This is a genomic window from Streptomyces sp. RLA123 (assembly GCF_056270165.1).
The window spans coordinates 2,932,453-2,950,970 of the sequence record NZ_JBWDOR010000003.1 but is presented as its reverse complement, the minus strand read 5'-3'; the positions used below and the strand labels follow the sequence as shown (position 1 = coordinate 2,950,970).

The 18,518-nt window shown below is 71.2% G+C and carries 25 protein-coding genes; 14 read left to right on the top strand and 11 right to left on the bottom strand.

All coding sequences use genetic code 11. The features are described from left to right. Nucleotides 1-84: 84 nt before the first annotated feature. Nucleotides 85-711: a histidine phosphatase family protein gene (locus RV983_RS13180; RefSeq protein WP_475985981.1), complete on the bottom strand. Its 627-nt coding sequence runs from the start codon at nt 709-711 to the stop codon at nt 85-87. Between the two features lie 291 nt (nt 712-1,002). On the opposite strand from RV983_RS13180, the gene RV983_RS13175 reads away from it, so the two are divergent. Then, nucleotides 1,003-1,251 (top strand): hypothetical protein, encoded by a 249-nt coding sequence (locus tag RV983_RS13175; protein WP_475985980.1) that lies wholly within the window; start codon nt 1,003-1,005, stop codon nt 1,249-1,251. On the opposite strand, the gene RV983_RS13170 is transcribed toward RV983_RS13175, so the two are convergent. Together RV983_RS13170 and RV983_RS13165 are read right to left on the bottom strand one after the other, a co-directional pair. Beyond that, nucleotides 1,215-2,537 (bottom strand): RNA polymerase sigma factor, encoded by a 1,323-nt coding sequence (locus RV983_RS13170; protein ID WP_475985979.1) that lies wholly within the window; start codon nt 2,535-2,537, stop codon nt 1,215-1,217. The genes RV983_RS13175 and RV983_RS13170 overlap by 37 nt on opposite strands. Before the next feature lie 61 nt (nt 2,538-2,598). Further along, on the bottom strand, nt 2,599-2,964 hold the full coding sequence (locus RV983_RS13165; protein WP_475985978.1) for a YciI family protein: 366 nt from the start codon (nt 2,962-2,964) through the stop codon (nt 2,599-2,601). A 359-nt stretch (nt 2,965-3,323) separates the two neighbouring features. Here RV983_RS13165 and RV983_RS13160 point away from each other — a divergent pair, with 359 nt between their 5' ends. Beyond that, nucleotides 3,324-4,655: a polysialyltransferase family glycosyltransferase gene (locus RV983_RS13160; protein ID WP_475985977.1), complete on the top strand. Its 1,332-nt coding sequence runs from the start codon at nt 3,324-3,326 to the stop codon at nt 4,653-4,655. A gap of 7 nt (nt 4,656-4,662) precedes the next feature. On the opposite strand, the gene RV983_RS13155 is transcribed toward RV983_RS13160, so the two are convergent. Next, the gene (locus tag RV983_RS13155; RefSeq protein ID WP_475985976.1) at nt 4,663-5,142 is read right to left on the bottom strand and encodes a hypothetical protein; all 480 of its coding nucleotides are present in this window, start codon (nt 5,140-5,142) and stop codon (nt 4,663-4,665) included. 613 nt (nt 5,143-5,755) lie between these two features. On the opposite strand from RV983_RS13155, the gene RV983_RS13150 reads away from it, so the two are divergent. Both RV983_RS13150 and RV983_RS13145 read left to right on the top strand, forming a co-directional pair. After that, on the top strand, nt 5,756-6,202 hold the full coding sequence (locus RV983_RS13150; protein WP_475985975.1) for a helix-turn-helix domain-containing protein: 447 nt from the start codon (nt 5,756-5,758) through the stop codon (nt 6,200-6,202). A gap of 379 nt (nt 6,203-6,581) precedes the next feature. After that, entirely contained in the window at nt 6,582-6,752 is a 171-nt protein-coding gene (locus RV983_RS13145; RefSeq protein WP_475985974.1) for a hypothetical protein, read from the top strand. 76 nt (nt 6,753-6,828) lie between these two features. Here RV983_RS13145 and RV983_RS13140 read toward each other — a convergent pair whose 3' ends face one another. Both RV983_RS13140 and RV983_RS13135 read right to left on the bottom strand, forming a co-directional pair. Beyond that, nucleotides 6,829-7,203 carry a hypothetical protein gene (locus tag RV983_RS13140; RefSeq protein WP_475985973.1) on the bottom strand — a complete coding sequence of 125 codons (375 nt, stop codon included), beginning with the start codon at nt 7,201-7,203 and terminating at the stop codon, nt 6,829-6,831. Between the two features lie 294 nt (nt 7,204-7,497). Beyond that, nucleotides 7,498-7,668, bottom strand: coding sequence for a hypothetical protein (locus RV983_RS13135; protein ID WP_475985972.1), 171 nt, complete (start codon nt 7,666-7,668; stop codon nt 7,498-7,500). A 453-nt stretch (nt 7,669-8,121) separates the two neighbouring features. Between RV983_RS13135 and RV983_RS13130 the strand changes: the two genes are divergently transcribed. The 8 genes from RV983_RS13130 to RV983_RS13095 all read left to right on the top strand — a co-directional run bounded on the left by RV983_RS13130 (nt 8,122) and on the right by RV983_RS13095 (nt 12,880). Next, nucleotides 8,122-8,337 (top strand): hypothetical protein, encoded by a 216-nt coding sequence (locus tag RV983_RS13130; RefSeq protein ID WP_475985971.1) that lies wholly within the window; start codon nt 8,122-8,124, stop codon nt 8,335-8,337. A gap of 44 nt (nt 8,338-8,381) precedes the next feature. Next, nucleotides 8,382-8,594, top strand: coding sequence for a hypothetical protein (locus tag RV983_RS13125; RefSeq protein ID WP_319665719.1), 213 nt, complete (start codon nt 8,382-8,384; stop codon nt 8,592-8,594). A gap of 67 nt (nt 8,595-8,661) precedes the next feature. Further along, a complete protein-coding gene (locus tag RV983_RS13120) occupies nt 8,662-10,506 on the top strand; it encodes a zinc metalloprotease (RefSeq protein WP_475985970.1) in 1,845 nt (614 codons plus the stop codon). Nucleotides 10,507-10,567: 61 nt separating this feature from the next. After that, entirely contained in the window at nt 10,568-11,260 is a 693-nt protein-coding gene (locus tag RV983_RS13115) for a hypothetical protein (RefSeq protein WP_475985969.1), read from the top strand. 125 nt (nt 11,261-11,385) lie between these two features. Beyond that, nucleotides 11,386-11,688, top strand: a complete 303-nt coding sequence (locus tag RV983_RS13110; RefSeq protein ID WP_475985968.1) for a transposase — start codon at nt 11,386-11,388, stop codon at nt 11,686-11,688. Further along, nucleotides 11,685-12,380, top strand: a complete 696-nt coding sequence (locus tag RV983_RS13105) for an IS3 family transposase (protein WP_475990306.1) — start codon at nt 11,685-11,687, stop codon at nt 12,378-12,380. The genes RV983_RS13110 and RV983_RS13105 overlap by 4 nt, the downstream gene beginning before the upstream one ends. Further along, on the top strand, nt 12,377-12,619 hold the full coding sequence (locus RV983_RS13100) for a hypothetical protein (protein ID WP_475985967.1): 243 nt from the start codon (nt 12,377-12,379) through the stop codon (nt 12,617-12,619). Before RV983_RS13105 ends, RV983_RS13100 begins: the two co-directional genes overlap by 4 nt. Next, the gene (locus tag RV983_RS13095; RefSeq protein WP_475985966.1) at nt 12,620-12,880 is read left to right on the top strand and encodes a hypothetical protein; all 261 of its coding nucleotides are present in this window, start codon (nt 12,620-12,622) and stop codon (nt 12,878-12,880) included. A 70-nt stretch (nt 12,881-12,950) separates the two neighbouring features. Here the strand turns inward: RV983_RS13095 and sodN are convergent, their stop codons facing one another. Beyond that, the gene (gene sodN / locus RV983_RS13090; protein WP_018563636.1) at nt 12,951-13,346 is read right to left on the bottom strand and encodes a superoxide dismutase, Ni; all 396 of its coding nucleotides are present in this window, start codon (nt 13,344-13,346) and stop codon (nt 12,951-12,953) included. Between the two features lie 138 nt (nt 13,347-13,484). On the opposite strand from sodN, the gene sodX reads away from it, so the two are divergent. Next, nucleotides 13,485-13,919: a nickel-type superoxide dismutase maturation protease gene (gene sodX, locus RV983_RS13085; RefSeq protein WP_475985965.1), complete on the top strand. Its 435-nt coding sequence runs from the start codon at nt 13,485-13,487 to the stop codon at nt 13,917-13,919. On the opposite strand, the gene RV983_RS13080 is transcribed toward sodX, so the two are convergent. Beyond that, nucleotides 13,823-14,452, bottom strand: a complete 630-nt coding sequence (locus RV983_RS13080) for a CGNR zinc finger domain-containing protein (protein WP_475985964.1) — start codon at nt 14,450-14,452, stop codon at nt 13,823-13,825. The two genes, sodX and RV983_RS13080, sit on opposite strands and share 97 nt — an antisense overlap. A gap of 79 nt (nt 14,453-14,531) precedes the next feature. Here RV983_RS13080 and RV983_RS13075 point away from each other — a divergent pair, with 79 nt between their 5' ends. After that, the gene (locus RV983_RS13075) at nt 14,532-15,293 is read left to right on the top strand and encodes a class I SAM-dependent methyltransferase (RefSeq protein ID WP_475985963.1); all 762 of its coding nucleotides are present in this window, start codon (nt 14,532-14,534) and stop codon (nt 15,291-15,293) included. A gap of 95 nt (nt 15,294-15,388) precedes the next feature. On the opposite strand, the gene RV983_RS13070 is transcribed toward RV983_RS13075, so the two are convergent. The 3 genes from RV983_RS13070 to RV983_RS13060 are packed head-to-tail and all read right to left on the bottom strand — an operon-like array spanning nt 15,389 to nt 18,118. Continuing rightward, nucleotides 15,389-16,177 carry an amino acid ABC transporter ATP-binding protein gene (locus tag RV983_RS13070; RefSeq protein ID WP_475985962.1) on the bottom strand — a complete coding sequence of 263 codons (789 nt, stop codon included), beginning with the start codon at nt 16,175-16,177 and terminating at the stop codon, nt 15,389-15,391. Further along, entirely contained in the window at nt 16,177-17,142 is a 966-nt protein-coding gene (locus tag RV983_RS13065) for an amino acid ABC transporter permease (protein WP_475985961.1), read from the bottom strand. Before RV983_RS13065 ends, RV983_RS13070 begins: the two co-directional genes overlap by 1 nt. Nucleotides 17,143-17,176: 34 nt before the next feature. Further along, nucleotides 17,177-18,118 carry an ABC transporter substrate-binding protein gene (locus tag RV983_RS13060; RefSeq protein ID WP_475985960.1) on the bottom strand — a complete coding sequence of 314 codons (942 nt, stop codon included), beginning with the start codon at nt 18,116-18,118 and terminating at the stop codon, nt 17,177-17,179. Between the last annotated feature and the right edge of the window lie 400 nt (nt 18,119-18,518).

The window sequence follows — 18,518 nt, the reverse complement described above, 5'->3', positions numbered from 1 at the left end:
TGCGGGTGGGGGGCTGCCAGAGGCCGAAGGGGCCGAAGGGGCCGTCGGCGTGCCCCGCGGTGCCGGGGACGCGCGTGGACGTGCTCAGAAGTGCAGCTCGGCGGGGAAACCCGTCCAGCGCAGCTCCTCCGGAAGGTGCCGCATGTCGTTGTAGAGCAGGACGGAGTGCGGACGCCCCGGCGTGTAGCGGACGACGGTCAGGGCGGCGTTGGCGTGGTCGAGGCCGAGCCAGCGCCACGGCGGCGCGTCCAGGGCCGCCGCGACCAGCCGGCCGATCAGGAAGTTGTGGGTGACCACGAGCTCGTGGGTGGCCTTGCCCGCGGCCGGCGGGCCCGTGAAGCGCGCCAGCGCCTCCCGCCCCAGTTGCGGCCCCCACGCGCGGTCCTCCGGGCCGAAGCGGTCCAGGAACCGGGAGAGGTAGTACGCGCTGTCCGGGGGCAGCTCGGACTCCTGGGGGAAGTAGGGCGGGTAGTCGCCCGCCAGCTCGTTCGCCTCCACCGGCACCGTGCCGCCGAGTCGCTCGCCGATGAGCGCGGCGGTCCGGGCGGCCCGGGGGAGCGGGCCGTGGTGGACGGCGGCGATCGGGGTTCCCTTGAGGCGTTCGCCGAGGAGTTCCGCTTGCCGGAGGCCGTTCTCCGTCAGGCCGCTCTCGTCGGGCAGCGCCTCAGCGTGCCGGGTCAGATAGAGATAGCGGCTCGCCGTGCCGGTCATGCCGGGCCCCTCTCGGGTGTTCGGGGATGCTGGGCGTGGAGACGTCGCCCGTGCGGGCCCGGTTCCGCCCTGCCGCGGAGCGTACCCCGCAGGATGATGCCACGGGGGCGTCCGGCCGTTTGGCGCATCTGCCGTCAAGTTGCCCGGACCATCCGGGAGTTGGTGCGCGGGAGTGTCGGGCGCCCGCGCCGGCACCCCGCGCCGGCACCCCGCGCCGGCGCGGGTGCGGGACGCGGCCCCCCCGCGTACGATGAGAAGTAGGCCGTCGGCGAGCTGACGCGGGAGGCCGCGATGCGAACGATGGGTACGCCGGGGGCGCGGGGCCTGCCGCGGACCGGCCGTCAATGGGCTGTGGGGGCGGTGCTCGCGGCCGTCGCCGTCGTGGTCGCCCTGAGCGTGGGCGTTCCCTTTGCCGCGGTGTTCATCCTCGCGGTGGCACTGATGTGCCCGCTGCTCATGCTGATCATGCTGCACGCGCTCAAGGGCCCGCGCCGCGGCGCATTTCAGGTCCGGCCGCCGGACTCCCCGCCCCGGGTCTGAGGCGCCGCCGAGGCGCGCCCCATAAGGAGCGCGCGCTCGCGTTCGTTGCGCGTGAGCGCCGCCGCCCGCAGGAACTCCGCACGCGCCTCGTCATGACGGCCGAGGCGCTCCAGCAGGTCGCCCCGGACGCTCGGCAGCAGGTGGTACTCGCGCAGCGCGGGTTCGCCGGCCAGCCGGTCGACGACCGCCAGTCCCTCCTGCGGCCCGTACGCCATGGTGACCGCGACCGCCCGGTTGAGCTCCACCACCGGCGACGGCGCCCGCAGCGCCAGCACGCCGTACAGATCCGCGATGCGCCGCCAGTCGGTGTCCTGCGCGCGGGCAGCCCGGGCGTGGCAGGCGGCGATGGCGGCCTGGAGCGCATACGGCCCCGGCGGCCCGCCGGCCGCGTCGGAGCGGGTCAGAGCGGCGAAACCGCGGCGGATCAGCAGCCGGTCCCAGCGCCGCCGGTCCTGGTCGATCAGCAGCACCGGCTCGCCGTCGGGACCCGTCCTGGCGGCGGCCCGGGACGCCTGGATCTCCATCAATGCGACCAGGCCGTGGACCTCGGGCTCCTTCGGCATCAGACCGGCCAGCAGCCGGCCGAGGCGCAGCGCGTCCTCGCACAGCGCCGGGCGCATCCAGTCGTCGCCGGCGGTCGCCGAGTACCCCTCGTTGAAGACCAGGTAGATGACCTCCAGCACCGAGGACAGTCGCTCGACGCGCTCCGGTCCCTGCGGCTGCTCGAAGGGCACCTCCGCCTTGGCCAGGTTCCGCTTCGCCCTGACGATGCGCTGCGCGACCGTCGCCTCGGGCACCAGGAAGGCCCGCGCGATCTCGGCGGTCGTCAGGCCGCCCAGCAGGCGCAGTGTGAGCGCCACCCGCGCCTCGGTGGACACCACCGGGTGGCAGGAGGTGAAGACCAGCCGGAGCAGGTCGTCCTCGATGTCGTCGTCCGCCGCCGCCTCGGCCGCGGCGAAGCCGGCCTCGGACTCCGGCGGGCGCGCTTCCAAGGCGTGCCCCAGTTCCTCCAGCTTGCGTGCGAAGACCTCCTTGCGGCGGACGAGGTCGATCGCGCGGTGCTTGGCCGCGGCCGTGAGCCAGGCGCCGGGGCTGGCCGGGACGCCGTCCCGCGGCCACTGCTCCAGGGCGGCCACCAGGGCGTCCTGGGCCAGTTCCTCGGCGACGCCGATGTCGCGCACGACGCGCGCGACAGCGGCGATCACCCGGGCCGACTCGATGCGCCACACCGCGTCGATCGCTCGGCGGGCGTCATCGGAGCCAGAAGCCGTACCGGTCACAGCCACCCATCAGAGCAGCCGCCCCGGGCAGCTGCAACCCGATCGGCGGAGCGGCGCGCCCGCGCCCTCAGGCGAGCTCGGGGGCCTCCTCCATCTGGCGCACCTCGCAGGTGAGCTCCCACTCGTCGCCGTGCACCTGGAGGAAGCGCTTGGTCCACTCCAGCGCCTCCTCCTTCGACTTCGCCTGGATGATCGCGTAGCCGCCGATGAACTCCTTGGACTCGGTGAACGGCCCGTCGACGACGGTCAGCTTCCCGTGGTCCCAGTGCATCCGGGAGCCCTCGGCCGGCGGGCGCAGCCCGGCGGTGTCCAGCAGCACGCCTGCCGTGGACATCTCCTCGATGAGTTTGCCCATGTCCTGCATCAGCCGCTCGCTGGGGCCGCCCGCCGGGACCTTGTCCTCGTTGATCAGGATCAGGGACATGAAACGCATTGCCGTACTCCTCTGTTTCGGTGCTGTGCCGGCGGGGCTGCGGCCCCGCTTCTGCATACGCGTCGAACGGGCGGCGGGCGGATCGACACCCCGGCCGAAGTTTTTTCCGGACCGGCTCCGGCACGGGCACGGTGGGCCGGGCGGCGAGTGGGTGAGGCCCCACCGCGAGGGCGCGCGAACGGGTGACGTGCGGCGTAAGCCGTCCGTACAGGGGTCACCCGGTCCGGTGATATCCGGCAGCTGGGCTTGGTCCCGGGGGATTCGGGCCGTGATGCTGAGGGGACAGCGGCTGCGCCCCGGGCCAGACGCCGCGCCGGGTGCGCGGCGGGCGTGCGCCCGGCATGAAGGAATTGTCCTAGATGATCCAGATCTTCTTCGCGGCGACCCAGTACGCGGCGGCAACCGTCACGGCGGCCGTCCGGGCGGGGCTGTTCGGCCCGCGTGAGGAGCACCGTCGCCTCCTCGTGGTGAGCAACACCTCGGCCATCCCCGAACTGACCACGCCCCTGGACCGGATGGCCGGTTTCGAGGAGCTGCGCCCGGAGTTCGACGCGGTGCACTCCTGGAACGAGGCCATCGCCCCGCACCACCCGGCCGGCTGGTCCCCCCGTGAGCAGGACCTCACCTTGTGGGAACGGGCGCTGCGCCTGGCCTGGGACCTCGGGGACGGGCCCGTCGAGATCGCCTGTGAGTCCCTGCAGGCCAATCCCTCCCGCGCGGTGGCCGAGATCTTCGCCGAGAGCACGATCCATGTGTACGCCGACGGCCTGATGAGTTACGGCCCCACCCGTGACCGGCTCCCCGGCGGCATCGCCTGCCGCATCGCGCGACTGCTCCACCTCGACCTGCTCCCGGGACTGCGCCCCCTGCTGCTCTCGGAGTACGGCGTCGAGGCGGTGCCGCTCCCCGGCGAGCCCTTCCTGCGCACGCTCTCCGGCATCGGCGCCGCCGCGCCGGCCGCGTCCGGCCGGTACACCGCCGTGCTCCTCGGCCAGTACCTGTCGGCGCTGGACCTCATCTCCGAACGGGAGGAGGACGAGCTGCACGCGCGCATACTGCGCGGCGCGGTGGCCGCGGGCCACACCTCGGTGCTGTTCAAGCCGCACCCCAGTGCCCCTGTGCAGCAGTCGCGCTCCCTGGAGCGGGCGGCAGCGGAGCTCGGGGCCGAACTGACCGTCCTCGGCACACCGGTGCTCGCGGAGACCCTCTTCGAACGGGACCGTCCCGAGCTCGTCGTGGGCTGCTTCTCGACCGCGCTGATCACCGCCGCGTCCCTCTACGGCATCCCGGCCGCCCGGGTCGGCACGGAGCTGCTGCTGGAACGGATCAGCCCGTACGAGAACAGCAACCGTGTGCCGCTCACCCTGATCGACGCCGCGCTGCCCGATCTGGAACGGGACACGGAGGTGATCGGCAAGCCCCCCGCCCTCACCGGCGAGTTGGTCGCGGAACGCCTCGCGCCGCTGATCCGCACCGTGGGCTACTGCATGCAGGCGCGGGCCCATCCCGCCCTGCGCCCGGAGGCGGAGGCCTGGCTCAGTGGCCATCAGGCCGGGCGGGAGCGGTACTTCAAGCGCCGGCGGCTGACGAGCCTGCGGCTCCCGGGCGGGGCCCCGGTCCGCGCCGAGGCGCTGCGGCGCCACCCGGCCGTGCGGCGCATCGTGCGCACGCTGCGCGCCGCCAGAACGTGAGCGGGGCTCAGCCGAGGGGCGCCGGCAGCCGCTGCCGGGCGCGGGTGCCCGCGCCGAGCACCTCCAGGCAGGCGATGAGGAGAAACGCGGGGCTGGTCAGCCGGACGCCGTCCCTGGGGTAGAGCCACACCGCCGGGTGCGGGGCGGCCCGGCGGGGGTCCCGGGCGGCCAGCCACGACCCGAGGGTGAGACGGCGCAGCCCCAACGGGGCCCACACATCCTCCCCGTGGGGCGGCACAAGGAAGTAGAGGAGGCCGCAGCGGCGGTCCCACATGACGGGCCCGAGCGGCGCGGTGCTGTCCTGAAGCCGCGCGTGGACCTCGTGGCCGGGCCGCTCGGGGACACGCACCGCGTCCCACCGCACTCCGGCGGGAAGCAGCAGCACCCTGTTCCTGGCGCGCTCCCACGCGCGCAGCCGGCCCGCCGTCCCACCGGTTCCCTGGGCGAGCCAGGCCGCGAGGGCGGGCCCGCAGAATTCGTCGCACATACCTCTCCCGGATCTGCCGCAAGTGATCAGCGTGTGCACGTGGAGCCGGCGGGAGGTGTCGGCAAAACACCGAAAGTCTGCTGTCGGCATGTGCTGTGAGCAATGCCCATGACGTTGATTCACTTGATCGGATGGAGCAAAAGCGGCCAGTTTTGGGCATCTGGGGTTTCGCCGGGGTTGATCACCTCTAGATTCCGTCCGGATGCGGCGGGTGCCGGGCGTGACGTGCAGCATCGCGGAAGCGTTGAAGGTGAGGACTATGCGTCCGGAGTGCAGTTTTGGTGACGCTGGGGAGAACTGCCCCGGGGCGCGTGGAATCACTGTCAGGATTCCGGGACACTGATCGCCGTCGGAAGGAGGGCCGGCCCAGGCGGACGGGTGGTCCGCGCTGCGCCGTCCAGAAGTATTGGACGGCTCGTCTGGTCACGTTGGACGCTAGTGGCTTGGGTGGCCCGCGGCAAGCATTTCGCGGCATTTGAGTGCGGACGGTGTCGCGTGGAAGGGTGAAGGTGCAGGTGAGGGCAGCCGAGGCCGGGGCGAACCGCGGTGGCCGCTATAGACTCGATCTCACTCGGATGGGTCAACCGACGTGCTAGCAGGAAGAATCCACCCCGTGGTGAACGCACTGCAGGAACTGATCAGGCGCCGGCTGGAGCAGCGGGGCTGGTCGTACGGCGAAGTGGCACGCCGGGGAGGCGTGCCGCGGTCGACCGTGCACCACCTGGCGACCAGCGCGCGGGTCGCCAGGATGCCGCAGCAGTCCACGCTGGACGGGCTGGCCCGGGGTCTGGAACTCCCGCTGGACGCCGTGCGCAGAGCCGCCGCCGAGGCCTGCGGGATCCACCTGTACTTCGCGGACGGCGCGACCGCCGGCGGCGAGGGCGGTGCCGCTCCCGATCCGGAGGTGGCCACCCTGATCGCCAGTGTCCAGCGGCTGTCCGAAGCCGATCGCCGGCATGTCGCCGCACTCGTCGAGTCCTTGCTGCGCAGCGCTCCCGAAGCGGAATCCGATCCCGGGCCCGGCACGGGTCCCGCGGCCGCTCCCGATTCGTCGGCCTGACCTACCGTCACGACCGTCCACGCGGCGGGAAGATGGGGGCGCCGATTGCGGACGGGTGGCTACTGCCGATGGCCCGGGCGGTCTGATGCAGCAGTGTGCTGATTTGGCCGTTGTCGGGGCCCGCTGACCGGGGCATCCCGTCCGGAAGGGCATGCCCATGTCGGTCCTGCCGTGATGGGTGGTGGTGAAGTCACCCAAGAAGGGGCAAAGGGCGGGGGGAACAGGGATATTCTCTCCAGTCCCGGGACGAGTGGGTAAGCCCCCGGAGCCTCCGGTGAGAGGGGTGCAGGTGCTTTTCGTTCAAGGGGCGTCCGCGACCGCAGTCGTCCGCCACCGGACAGGAGAGTCCGTTGTCCTGCTTTCCGGCGAACTCCCCGCTGTGCTGACCCCGTCGAGTCTGAACGAACTGCTGAATCTGGCCGCGGCCGTTCTGACCCAGGAGGAGATGGAGCTGTTCCGCAACTGCCTGACCGCGCTGCGCTGCGGGGAGAAACTCCAGGAACGCCGCATCGAGGTCAGCGGCGCGGTCCTCACCGTCCACAGCAGCTGACCGAGCACAATGGCGGGCAAGGGCGGGCCCCCGGGGGAATGCGCCCCCCGGGGGCCCGCCTCATGAGCCGGCGGGATCAGAAGCGCCCGCCACGGAAACCGTCGCCGCAGCCGCAGTCCCTCCCGTCGCGTCCGAAGTCGAAGCGTTCGCGTCCGAAACCGAACCGATCACCTCCGCGGTTGTCCCAGCCCCGGCCGTTGCCCCAGTGGTTGCTCCACCGGTAGTAGGTCCACAGCCGGACCCCGCCCCGGTGGTGGCCTCCGCACCAGCCGCCGTCGTGGCCCCGGCCCCAGCCTCCGTCATGGCCCCGGCCCCAGCCTCCGTCGTTGTCCCGGTCCCAGCCGCCGGTCACGGCGTGCGAGGGCGCGGCCTCGGCCGTGCCGGTGAGCGGCACGATCACCGCGACGGCTGCCAGAGCGGTCGTCGCGGCGGCCCGAGCGAGTTTTCTCATCGGTTTTCTCCTCACGGTGGATGAATTGCCGGATGGCCCGCCAGACGTTACTCGGCGACCGGCCGGAATTCATTCGGCGACGGGTGCCATGGAGGCCGATCGGACGACCTCGGGAGGGGGCGTTGACGAGGTGGAAAACCGCCTGTGAGCTTCACTGTCGGCTGCTCGGAGCGCTTTCCGGGACGGTCCCGGGAAACACCCTCCAGGGTGATCGGTATTCGGCATGTCGGGTCGCGTGAGTTGTTTTTATAAATGCCCCGGAAATGCCGTCTGCCAAATTCCGCGTGATGTATTTCAGCTGCTGTGGACGGTGAGGACCGCGCCGCTGACCTCGATGCGGCGTTCCTGGAGTTTCTCCCCGCAGCGCAGCGCGGTCAGGCAGCTGCGGAACAGCTCCATCTCCTCCTGGGTCAGAACGGCCGCGGCCAGATTCAGCAGTTCGTTCAGACTCGACGGGGTCAGCACAGCGGGGAGTTCGCCGGAAAGCAGGACAACGGACTCTCCTGTCCGGTGGCGGACGACTGCGGTCGCGGACGCCCCTTGAACGAAAAGCACCTGCACCCCTCTCGCTGGAGGCTTGGTCGGCTCTCGCGCCTCGGAGTTCGAGAGGATAGCCACCGTTTGGCCGGACTTCGCCCCTTCCATGGGGACTTCCTCAGTTCGGGCAGCAGGCGGATTGACCCGTTCGGGTGATAACGGCACGGCCGAGGTGTGTGGCCGGCCGGTGGCGAGTTGGCCTCCCACCTGTCGTTTCCCGTCACTCGCGGCACAGTTGACGGTCCGTCGGGATCGGCCGGGACGCTTGCCGGGGGTGGGGTGCGCGGCTACTGTCCAACGCCGTCAGACAGTTCGTCCGGCGTGGATGGACGGATCCTGGGATCCGCTCCCTGCCCACGCCCCTCGTCCGAAGGAACCTTCATGCTCGACATGCGAGAGCTGGACAGCGAGTCCGCGGAGCTGCTGCCCGGCCGCGAGGCCCTGGGCAAGCTGAAGTTCAGCTTCGTCAAGACGACGCACGTGACCAAGCACGTTGCGCACGTCGACGCCCACAACCAGTCGCTGGCCGTCAACGTCGACTCCCCGTACGCCGTCGCGCAGTCGCAGGCCACCCAGGCCATCAGCATCTGCCAGTAGTCCGCGGCGACGCGCATCACATCTTCCGAGAGAGGTACCCGTTCATGAACAACGACCAGCTCGACGCCGAGTCCGCGGAGCTGCTGCCCGGCCGCGAGGCCCTGGGCAAGCTGAAGTTCAGCTTCGTCAAGACGACGCACGTGACCAAGCACGTCGCGCACGTCGAGGCCCACAACGACTCGCTCGCCGTCAACGTCGACTCGCCGTTCGCGGTCGCCCAGTCCGAGGCCACCCAGGCGATCAGCATCCGCCAGTAACCACACCCCGTGTCCGTGCGGACCGCGCCCGGCGCGGTGCGGTCCGCCTCGGGAGGAAGAGCAGACGGTGCCCCACAGTCACAGGGCGGGCAGTCCCGGCCCCACGGGAACGGCGGTGTACGAGGCGGATGAGAACGCACCCGCGGACGACACCGGCTTTCCGGTTCCGCGCCTCGGCGCGGGACTCCAACTCCTGGGCGAATACCAGGGATCGGGCTTCACCGAGCCCCGCTACCTGGTCCGCCGGGGAGACGGGCAGGTCGTGCAGCTGAGCAGGCTGCTCTACCTGGTCGCCGGCGCCATCGACGGCCGCCGGGACACCGAGGCCGTCTCGCACCGGGTGAGCGGCCGGTTCGGCCGCGAGGTCAGCGCGGACAACATCCACTATCTGATCGAGCACAAGCTCCAGCCGCTCGGCGTCACCGTGCCGTTCGACCAGGAGAGCGACAAGGTCAGCGGTCCGACCGCGGACCTTCTGCTGGTCCTCAAGGGCCACCGGGTGGTGCTGTGCGAGCGGCAGGTCGCCCGGATCGCGGACGTCCTGGCCTGGCTGCACCGCCCACCGGTGGTCGCGCTGGTTCTCGGCGCGGCCGTCGTCATGGAGTTCTGGCTGTTCGTGGTGCACGGCGCGATGACGCCGGTGCTCGAGGTACTGGAACAGCCGGTGCTGATGCTGGTGGTGTTCGCGCTGACGGTGGCCTCGCTGGTCTTCCACGAGTTCGGGCACGCGTCGGCATGCCGCTACAGCGGCGCCCGGCCCGGGGCCATCGGCTGCGGGCTCTTCCTGATCTGGCCGTCCATGTACACCGACGTCACCGACGTGTACCGGATCGGCCGGGCCGGGCGCATGCGCACCGACCTGGGCGGCGTCTACTTCAACGTCGTCTTCATACTGGCCCTGGCCGGCGGGTACTTCGCCACCGGGCAGTCCTTCTTCCTCGGCGCGATCTACCTCGCGCACTTCGAGATCGTCGAGCAGCTGATGCCGGCCGTGCGGCTCGACGGCTACTACATCCTCGGCGACCTGGCCGGGGTCCCCGATCTCTTCGGCAAGATCAAGCCCATCCTGCTCAGCATGCGGCCGGGCCGCCCGGTCCACCCGGACGTCGCCGACCTCAAGCGCTCCGCCCGGGTCATCGTCACCGCGTGGGTCGTCACCATGGTGCCGCTGCTGCTCGCCGAACTCGGCTACGTGCTGTGGAACCTGCCGCGGCTGCTGGCCACGAGTCTGCGCTCGCTGGCCGAGCAACTGGCCGGGACCTGGTTCGCCTTCGCCGACGGTGAGATCGCCGCGGGCCTGGTCGGCATCCTCGGCAGCCTCATGCTGATCTGCCCGCTGGCCGGCGCGGCATATCTGTCGGTCCGCCTCGGCGGCCGGGTGGTGCGCGCCGCGGTCCGGGCCACTGCGGGCAACCTGCGCTTGCGGCTGGCCATTTGCGGGGTCGTCCTGGCGGGAGGCGCCGCGCTGTGCGGCGCGTGGCTGGGCGGCGTGACGCCCAAACCGCTGCCGCCGCAGCCGCCGATCGCGCCGATCCTGCAGCCCGGGGTGCCGGACGTCCGGCCGCTGCGCACCGTGGCACCGTCGCCGCTGCCCAGCACGACCCCGCCCTCGCTGCCCCCGGCGGCGAGCACCGTGCCCCTGACGGCCGAGCCGTCCGCGTCACCGTCGCCGAGCGCCTCCTCCTCAGCTCCGGCGACGCCCAGCGCCTCACCCTCGGCCGTCAGGACCTCCGCCCAGCCGCAGCCCACCCGCAGCGGCCCGACCCCCAGCGGCAGCCCGGCCACCGGAACGGCCGGGCCCAGTCCGTCCGAGGGCTCGCCCAGTGCCTCGCCCTCGGATTCGGTGACGCCGTCGGTGCCCCCGTCCACCCCGCCGTTCACCTTCATCAGCCCCGCGCCCTTCCCCTCGTGACGCGCGGCCGGTCCCCTCCAGTTGCACACCCCCCTTCCGCACACCCGTACAGGAGAAGCACGTGACGCACCGAAAGCCCCGCACCGGCACGTTCGGCCGCAAGGCCGTCGGGCCGGTCATGCTGGCCACCGCAGGACTGGCCGCCCTCGCCACGGCGGCCCCGGCCGGCGCGGTCGTGGCACCGCGGTCGAGCATCCCCCGCGATGTGGCCGCCGCCGTGGACGAGGCCCACACGCTGGCCAACCGCGTCCACCGGGTCCAGTACGACGACTCGTTCTCCGTCCACGAGTACGGTCCGCTCGTCGCCGCCGTCGCGCACAACCGGGCGGTCGCCGCCTCCGTCGGCTGCTCGCTCGACCGGCCGTGCCGCTCGGTCGCCCTGTCCTTCCAGATCGTCACCACATCGGGTGTCGACATCCGGCGGATCACCGCCACGAACATCAGCCGCGCCGTCAACGAGCACTGCGCCGGCTGCCAGACCTTCGCCGGCGCGTACCAGTTCATCGTCGCGACGCCGCGCCCGCTCGTCCTGGGCAGGGCCGACCGCGCCCGGCTCGCCGACGTCCGCCGCCGGCTGGCCGCCCTGGAGCGCTGCGACGACTCGGCCGACGTGGTCGAGAGCCGGGCCGACGCCCTGGCCGCCGAGGTCAGGGCGATCCTCGGACGGGCGGCGGACGCGGTACCGGCCGGACGCGGCGTGAGCCCGCTGAACGACTTCCAGCCCACCGTCAGCATGCGGCGCCACGTCAGCTGAAACGTTTCCCGAAATCCCGAACTCCCGAACTCCCGGACCGGGGCCCGCCCGCACACACCCCCTTATCCCCAGGGCGGGCCCCGGTCCGGGGCACACCCCGAACCGGCTCCCCCGGAGGAAAAGAAGTGCCCACTCGTCGTTACCCGCCCGAGCTGCGCCGCAAGGCCCTCGATCTGCTGACCGCCGGTGAGCCCGTACGGAAGGTCGCCGACGTACTCGACCTCAGCGACCAGACGGTCTACCAGTGGCGGCGCACCCACCTGCCGCACCTGGGCAGGAAGCGCCGGCTGCCGACGACCGGCGCCGACCTCAGCGCGGCGCGCAGGCGCATCAGCGAGCTGGAGACCGAACTTGCCGTGCACCGGCGCGTGACAGAACTGCTGCGCGATGTGGTGTCCCCAAAAGGCGTTTCGAGGCCGTGCACATGATGGCGGGGGAGGGGCTGCCGGTGCGCACCGCCACCCGCGTGCTCGGCACCTCCGAGTCGGGCTACTTCACCTGGCGCAATCGCACCCCGTCGGCGCGCTCCCTGCGTCACGCATGGCTCACCGAGCTCATCACCTCGATCCACACCGCCTCCCGCGGCACCTTCGGATACCGCCGTGTCCACGAGGAACTGCTGTTGCGGCACGGGGTCGCGGTCAGTCACGGCACGGTCGAACTGCTCATGCGCAGGGCCGGTCTCCAGGGGAGGTCGGGCGTTCCCGGGCGGCTGTGGGTGACCGACGCCGTCTCCCTGCCCACCCGGCAGGGCGAGGTGCTGTGCGTGGTCGTCCTGGAGGTCCACAGCCGGCGGCTGATGGGCTGGAGCACGGGGCCGGCACCCGCGGCCGGCGTCGCCGCGGACGCCCTGAGCAGGGCCGTCCTGCGCGACGCGGCACCCGCCGACGCGGGTGCCGAGAACGAGCGCGCCCCCCTCGTCACGCTCGTCTTCACCGACCGGGCGCACGCGGGCGGACTGGCCCCGCCCACCGGCCTGGTCGCCGACCGCGCCGACCACGCGGTGGTCGCGGCCTTCTGGTCCCGTGCGTACACCGAACTCATCGGCCACCGGGAGTGGTACAGCAGGCCGGAACTCACCAGTGCCCTGTCCGACTACTTCGAGGGAATCCGCGTATGACTGTGGAACGACCGACGCCGCCCCTGCCGATCTCCTCGTCGCTGCGGCGGCACATCCCGCCGGGGCAGACCCTGCCCGCCACGCAGGCCCACCAGGTCATGCTGCACTGTGCGCTCGACGCCGCCGGGGTCCGCATGCGCGGTGACGACGCGTGGGCCGTCGCCCGGATCGCCGAACTGGACTATCCGACGGTCAACGCCGTGATCTGCTGGCTGCGTTCCAGACCGGTGGCGTCCTAGATGCGCGCGGTCCTCCGGCTGCGACGGCGCCCGCGCCCGCTCCGGCCGGGCCACGGCGTCCTGCCGCGCGCCGCCGGCCTGGTCCGTCGTCTCGCGGGGCCGCGCCGCAGGCCGCCGGCCCCCGAACCACTGCTCCCCATGACGGTCCTGTGCGTACTGGACGAGCTGGAATTCCTGCGCCGCGTGCGCGGCACCCCTTCCCCGGTGCCGCCGCCGGCCGTCCGCGACCGCGGGGGAATGCGCCCGGGGCAAGCCGTCTGACGGTGTGTGGTCCCGGGAACGGCAGCGCCCGGCCGCAGAAGCGGCCGGGCGCACACCTGCCGATGCCAGGTCAGGCCTTCTTCGTCTCCTGGAAGATGGCGTCGATCTGGTCGATCAGGTCCAGCAGCTTCTGGCCCGTCGCCGGGTCGGTGGACGCCTTCGCGGCGCTGCCGGCCTTCAGGGCGTCGTTGAAGAGCTGGTGCAGCTGGGGGTACTTCTCGAAGTGCGGGGCCTTGAAGTAGTCGCTCCACAGCACCGAGAGGTGGTGCTTGACGAGCTCCGCACGCTGCTCCTTGATGACGATGGCGCGCGCGCGGAAGTGCGGGTCCTCGTTGGCCTGGTACTTCTCCTGGACCGCCTTGACGGACTGCGCCTCGATGCGGGCCTGGGCCGGGTCGTAAACGCCGCAGGGCAGGTCGCAGTGGGCGCTGACCTTCACCTTGGGCGCGAACAGGCGAGCGAGCATGACTGTCCTTCCTCGTGATCGTCTTTCCACGAGCGAGATTACTCCCTGTCCGAGTGGTTTTCTCGGGGCCCCTTGGTGCTGAGGACAAAAGTCTGGTGACACCCTGGGCTGGTGGAGGACGGGACGAGGAGGCGGAGCATGCGGGAGCCGGGGGCTGGGCAGAGGAGGAGAGTGTCGTTCCAGCTGGTCGAAGTCACAGGTCCGTCGATGGCGCCGACGCTGGTCCACGGCGACTGGTTGCTCGTGCGCCATGTCGCGGGCGCCGACGACGTCCGTGAGGGCGAGGTCGTGGTGATGCGCCATCCGCTGCAGCAGGACCTGCTGATCGTCAAACGCGCCGTGGAGCGGCGCGAGGGCGGGTGGTGGGTGCTGGGCGACAACACCTTTGTGGAGAACGACAGCCGGGAGTTCGGCACCGTCCCGGACGAGATGGTGCTCGCCCGGGGGATCGGCCGGTTCCGGCCGCCGACCGAGGTTCAGCGGTCGGTGGCCGGTGTGGCGGGCTGGGTGGCGTCGTCGGTGCGGCCGCTGAGGGCGGACCGGTCGTTCTCCAGGCGCTTGCGGGCGCGGTAGGCCGCGACGTTGGCCCGGGTGGCGCAGCGGTCGGAGCAGTAGCGGCGCGAGTGGTTGGTCGACGTGTCGATGTACGCGTTGCGGCAGGCGGTGGCCTGGCAGATGCCGAGCCGGTCCACCCCGAGGTCGGTGAGCTGGAACGCCAGGCCCATGCAGGCGGTCGCGGCGTAGGACGCGGTCGCGGTGGCGGCGTGCTCGGCCAGGTGCATGTGCCAGTCCGGCCGGCCGCTCTCGTCCAGGTACTCGTGGCCGGAGATCTGCGGGCTGACCGGGAACTCCAGCAGCAGTGAGTTCAGCAGGTCCACGGCGCGGACCTCGTCGCCCTCGGAGGCGGACTCGAAGACGCCCCGCAGCCGGGTGCGCACGCCGCGCAGCCGCTGCACATCGGCCTCCGTGATCCTGCTCGCCGCCAGGCTTGCCGGTCCGAACAGGGCCCGTACGGCGTCCACCGAGGTCAGGGTGTCGATGCCGCGCTCGGGCTCCTCGCTGTTCACCAGGCGCGAAGCGAGGTCTGAGTAATGGGCCAGTTCCACTTGTAGTCCTTACTCCCGCGCTCTAAGGTCGGTAATGGCTGATCCGGCTTTCAGGGTATTACATCTGGAGGGGATTCGTATGTCCGAAACCGCCACGGCGGCCGACTGGCGGGCCTGGCAGGACAGCTGGGACCGGCAGCAGGAGTGGTACCTCCCGGACCGCGAGGAGCGTTTCCGGGTCATGCTCGACATGGTCGAGGCCCTCGTCGGCCCGGAACCCCGGGTGCTGGACCTCGCGTGTGGCACCGGCAGTATCTCCGACCGCCTGCTGCGCCGGTTCCCCGGGGCGACGTCCACCGGGGTCGACCTCGATCCGGCGCTGCTCACGATCGCCCGCGGGCACTTCGCCGGCGAACGGCGCGTCGAGTTCGTCACCGCCGACCTGCGCGACCCGCAGTGGCCGGACCGGCTGCCGCACGACCGCTACGACGCCGTGCTCACCGCCACCGCCCTGCACTGGCTCGAGCCCGGTCCGCTCGGCGCCCTGTACGGCACGCTCGCCGGGCTCCTGCGCGACGGCGGCGTGCTGATGAACGCCGACCACATGCCCGACGCGTCCACCCCGCGGCTCAACGCCGCCGTCCGCTCCTTCGACCGCGCCCGCCGCGACCGGGAGAAGGCCGCGGGCGTCCTGGACTGGGAGCAGTGGTGGGCGACCGCCAGGGCCGACCCGCTGCTCGCCGGCCCCACCGAGGAGCGCTACGCGATCTACGGCTCCCACGCGGACGGCGACGAACTGCCGCCCTCCTGGCACGTCGCGGCCCTGCGCGAGGCGGGCTTCGGCGAGGCGCGGGAGATCTGGCGCTCGGCGACGGACGCGATCGTCCTCGGGCTGCGCTGACCCGGACCCGCGGACACCGGGGGACGAACGACGAGGGACGGCGCCGCCGGGCGCCGTCCCTCGTCGTCTCTGTTCCCGTGCCGGTGGGGCTCTGGTCAGAGCACCTTGGACAGGAACGTTTTGGTGCGGTCGTGCTGCGGGTTGGTCAGCACGTCGCGGGGGTGGCCGGCCTCGACCACCACACCGTCGTCCATGAAGACCAGCGCGTCGCCGACCTCGCGGGCGAAGCCCATCTCGTGCGTCACGACGATCATGGTCATGCCGTCCTCGGCCAGCCCGCGCATGACGTCCAGGACGTCGCCGACGAGCTCGGGGTCGAGCGCGGAGGTCGGCTCGTCGAAGAGCATCAGCTTCGGCTCCATCGCCAGCGCGCGGGCGATGGCCACGCGCTGCTGCTGGCCACCGGAGAGCTGCGAGGGGTAGTGACCGGCCTTGTCGCCGAGGCCGACCCGGTCCAGCAGCCGCACGGCCCGCTCGCGGGCGACGGCCTTGGACTCCTTCTTCACGCGCACCGGGGCCTCGATGATGTTCTCCATCGCGGTCATGTGCGGGAAGAGGTTGAAGCGCTGGAAGACCATCCCGATGTCGCGGCGCTTGGCGGCGACCTCGCGGTCCTTGAGCTCGTAGAGCTTGTCGCCCTTCTGCCGGTAGCCGACGAGTTCGCCGTCCACCGACAGCCGGCCCGCGCTGATCTGCTCCAGGTGGTTGATGCAGCGCAGGAACGTGGACTTGCCCGAGCCGGACGGGCCGATCAGGCAGAACACCTCACGGGGCGCGACCTCCAGGTCGATGCCCTTGAGGATGTGGGCCGGGCCGAAGTGCTTGTGCACCGCTTCGGCCTTGACCATGGGATGGCCGCCGGTGCCCTTGCTGAAGTCGGTCATCAGGCACCTCCCGCGACCGGGCTGCGGCGGACCGTGCCCAGGTTCTGCTTGATCCTCTGCCACGGGGTGGGCGGCAGGTTGCGCGTCGTGCCCCGTGCGTAGCGGCGCTCCAGGTAGTACTGGCCGACGGAGAACACCGAGGTGAGCACCAGGTACCAGACCGCGGCGAGGAAGAGCATCTCGACCGTGGCGCCGGTGGTGTTGCCGATGTCGGTGGTGGAGCGCAGCAGCTCCGCGTACTGCGCGGCCTGTGCCGCCAGCGACGAGGTCTTCAGCATGTTGATGAACTCGTTGCCGCTCGGCGGCACGATCACCCGCATCGCCTGCGGGAGCACGACGCGGCGCAGGTTCTGGCCCTGGGTCATGCCGAGCGCGTGGGACGCCTCGGTCTGGCCCTCGTCGACGGACTGGATGCCCGCCCGCACGATCTCGGACATGTACGCGGCCTCGTTCAGCCCCAGGCCCAGCAGCGCGGCCATGAACGGGGTCATGAACTGGTTCATCTCGTCTTTGTAGAAGCCGAGATCGATGACCGGGAAGATCAGCGCCAGGTTGAACCAGATCAGCAGCTGGACGTAGACCGGAGTGCCGCGGAAGAACCAGATGTAGCCCCAGGCCACCGAGGAGGTGACCGGGTTCTTCGACAGGCGCATCACCGCGAGGACGATGCCCAGCAGCAGGCCGACGACCATGGCGACGACCGTGATGATCACGGTGTTGCGCAGGCCCTTGAGGACGGCGGAGTCGAACAGGAAGTCCGGGATCGCCGCGTAGTTGATGTTCGCGTTGGCGAACGCGTTGACGAGCAGGGCCAGCACCGCGAGCACCACCACGGCGGAGACCCAGCGGCCGTAGTGCCGCACGGGGATCGCCTTGATGGCCTCGGGGTGCGAGGTCACGGTGACGGGCGGCCCGGCCGGGGTGCCGGCGGGGGCCGCCTTGTCCTCGTCATTCGGTTCTGACATGTCTGCCATGAGAAGTGCCTCCTGCCGTCCTGGCTCAGGAGCCGCCGTTGACCTTCGCCTCGGTGACGGCGCCGTCGGTGACGCCCCACTTCTCCATCACCTTGGTGTAGGAGCCGTCCTTGATGATGGCGTCCAGCGCGGCCTGGAGGGCGTCACGCAGCTGGGTGTTGGACTTCGACACGGCGATGCCGTAGGGGCCGGCCTCGACCTGGTCGCCGGCGAGCTCGAAGTTCTGGCCGCCGCCGGAGGTCTTCACCGCGTAGGCCGCCACGGGGAAGTCCGAGACGTCGGCGACCACGCCACCGGCCTTGAGGCGGGTCTGCGCGTCCGCGTCGGTGTCGAAGGGCTGGATCTTCATCGGCTTGTCGCACTTCTGCGCCTTGAGCAGGTCCTGCGAGGTGGTGCCGCGCTGCACGGCGACGTTCTTGCCGCACAGGTCGGCGAGCGACTTGATGCCCTCCGGGTTGCCCTTCTTCACGATGATCGAGGAGCCGGCGGTGAAGTAGTCGACGAAGTCGACACCCTCGCCGACCTTCTTGCCCGTGGTGGAGTCCACGCCGTCCTGGCGGTTCTTGGTGTCGCTCATCGCGGACATCACCATGTCGTAGCGCTTGCCGCGCAGACCCGTGAGCAGGGTGTCGAACGTGCCGTTGTTGAACTCGAACTTCACGCCGAGCTGCTCGCCCAGCGCGTCGGCCAGGTCCGGGTCCACGCCGACGGTCTTTCCGCCGTCGACGAACTCCACGGGCGCGTAGGCGATGTCCGAGCCGACCTTGATCACGCCGGCGGACTGCACCGACTCAGGCAGCTTGTCGAACAGCGGTGCCTTGGAGGCGCCGGTGGAGGGGGACGCCGAGGTGCCCTTGTCGGTCTGGTCGCCGCAGCCGGTGAGCACGAGGGCACCGGCGACCGCGATCGCTCCGACCACGGCGAAGCGGCTCGTCACGGTCGAGCGACGGGGGGTGGGTGCGGTCATTGCTGGTTCCTCCTGCGGGAGTCCTGGAGTAGCCGATCATCCGGGTACATGTATTCGGTTATCGCTACAGCGTGTGATCCACGCATCTTGCCATCTGGGCATGTCTTCATAGGTGTCCGGTTGTGTCAAAATCGCATAACGGGCGATCCCCTGGACCCCTCCGGGCCGGTACACCAAGGCCGGACCGGGATGAGGCCGCGGTGCGACGTTGCGTGCGTCACCTTCGCCGTCCCGCTATTCGGACGACTTGTCGCGTTCCTGAGGAACCCTCCGATGTGCGGCACCGCGGAACGGTGAAGCCTGCTCGTCGGCGGAAACCGTCTTCCGGTACAACAGACCCTTACCCCTCACCTGGGGCCCACGGCGCGCGTGCGGCGCGCCCGGCGTCCGGGCTGCCCGG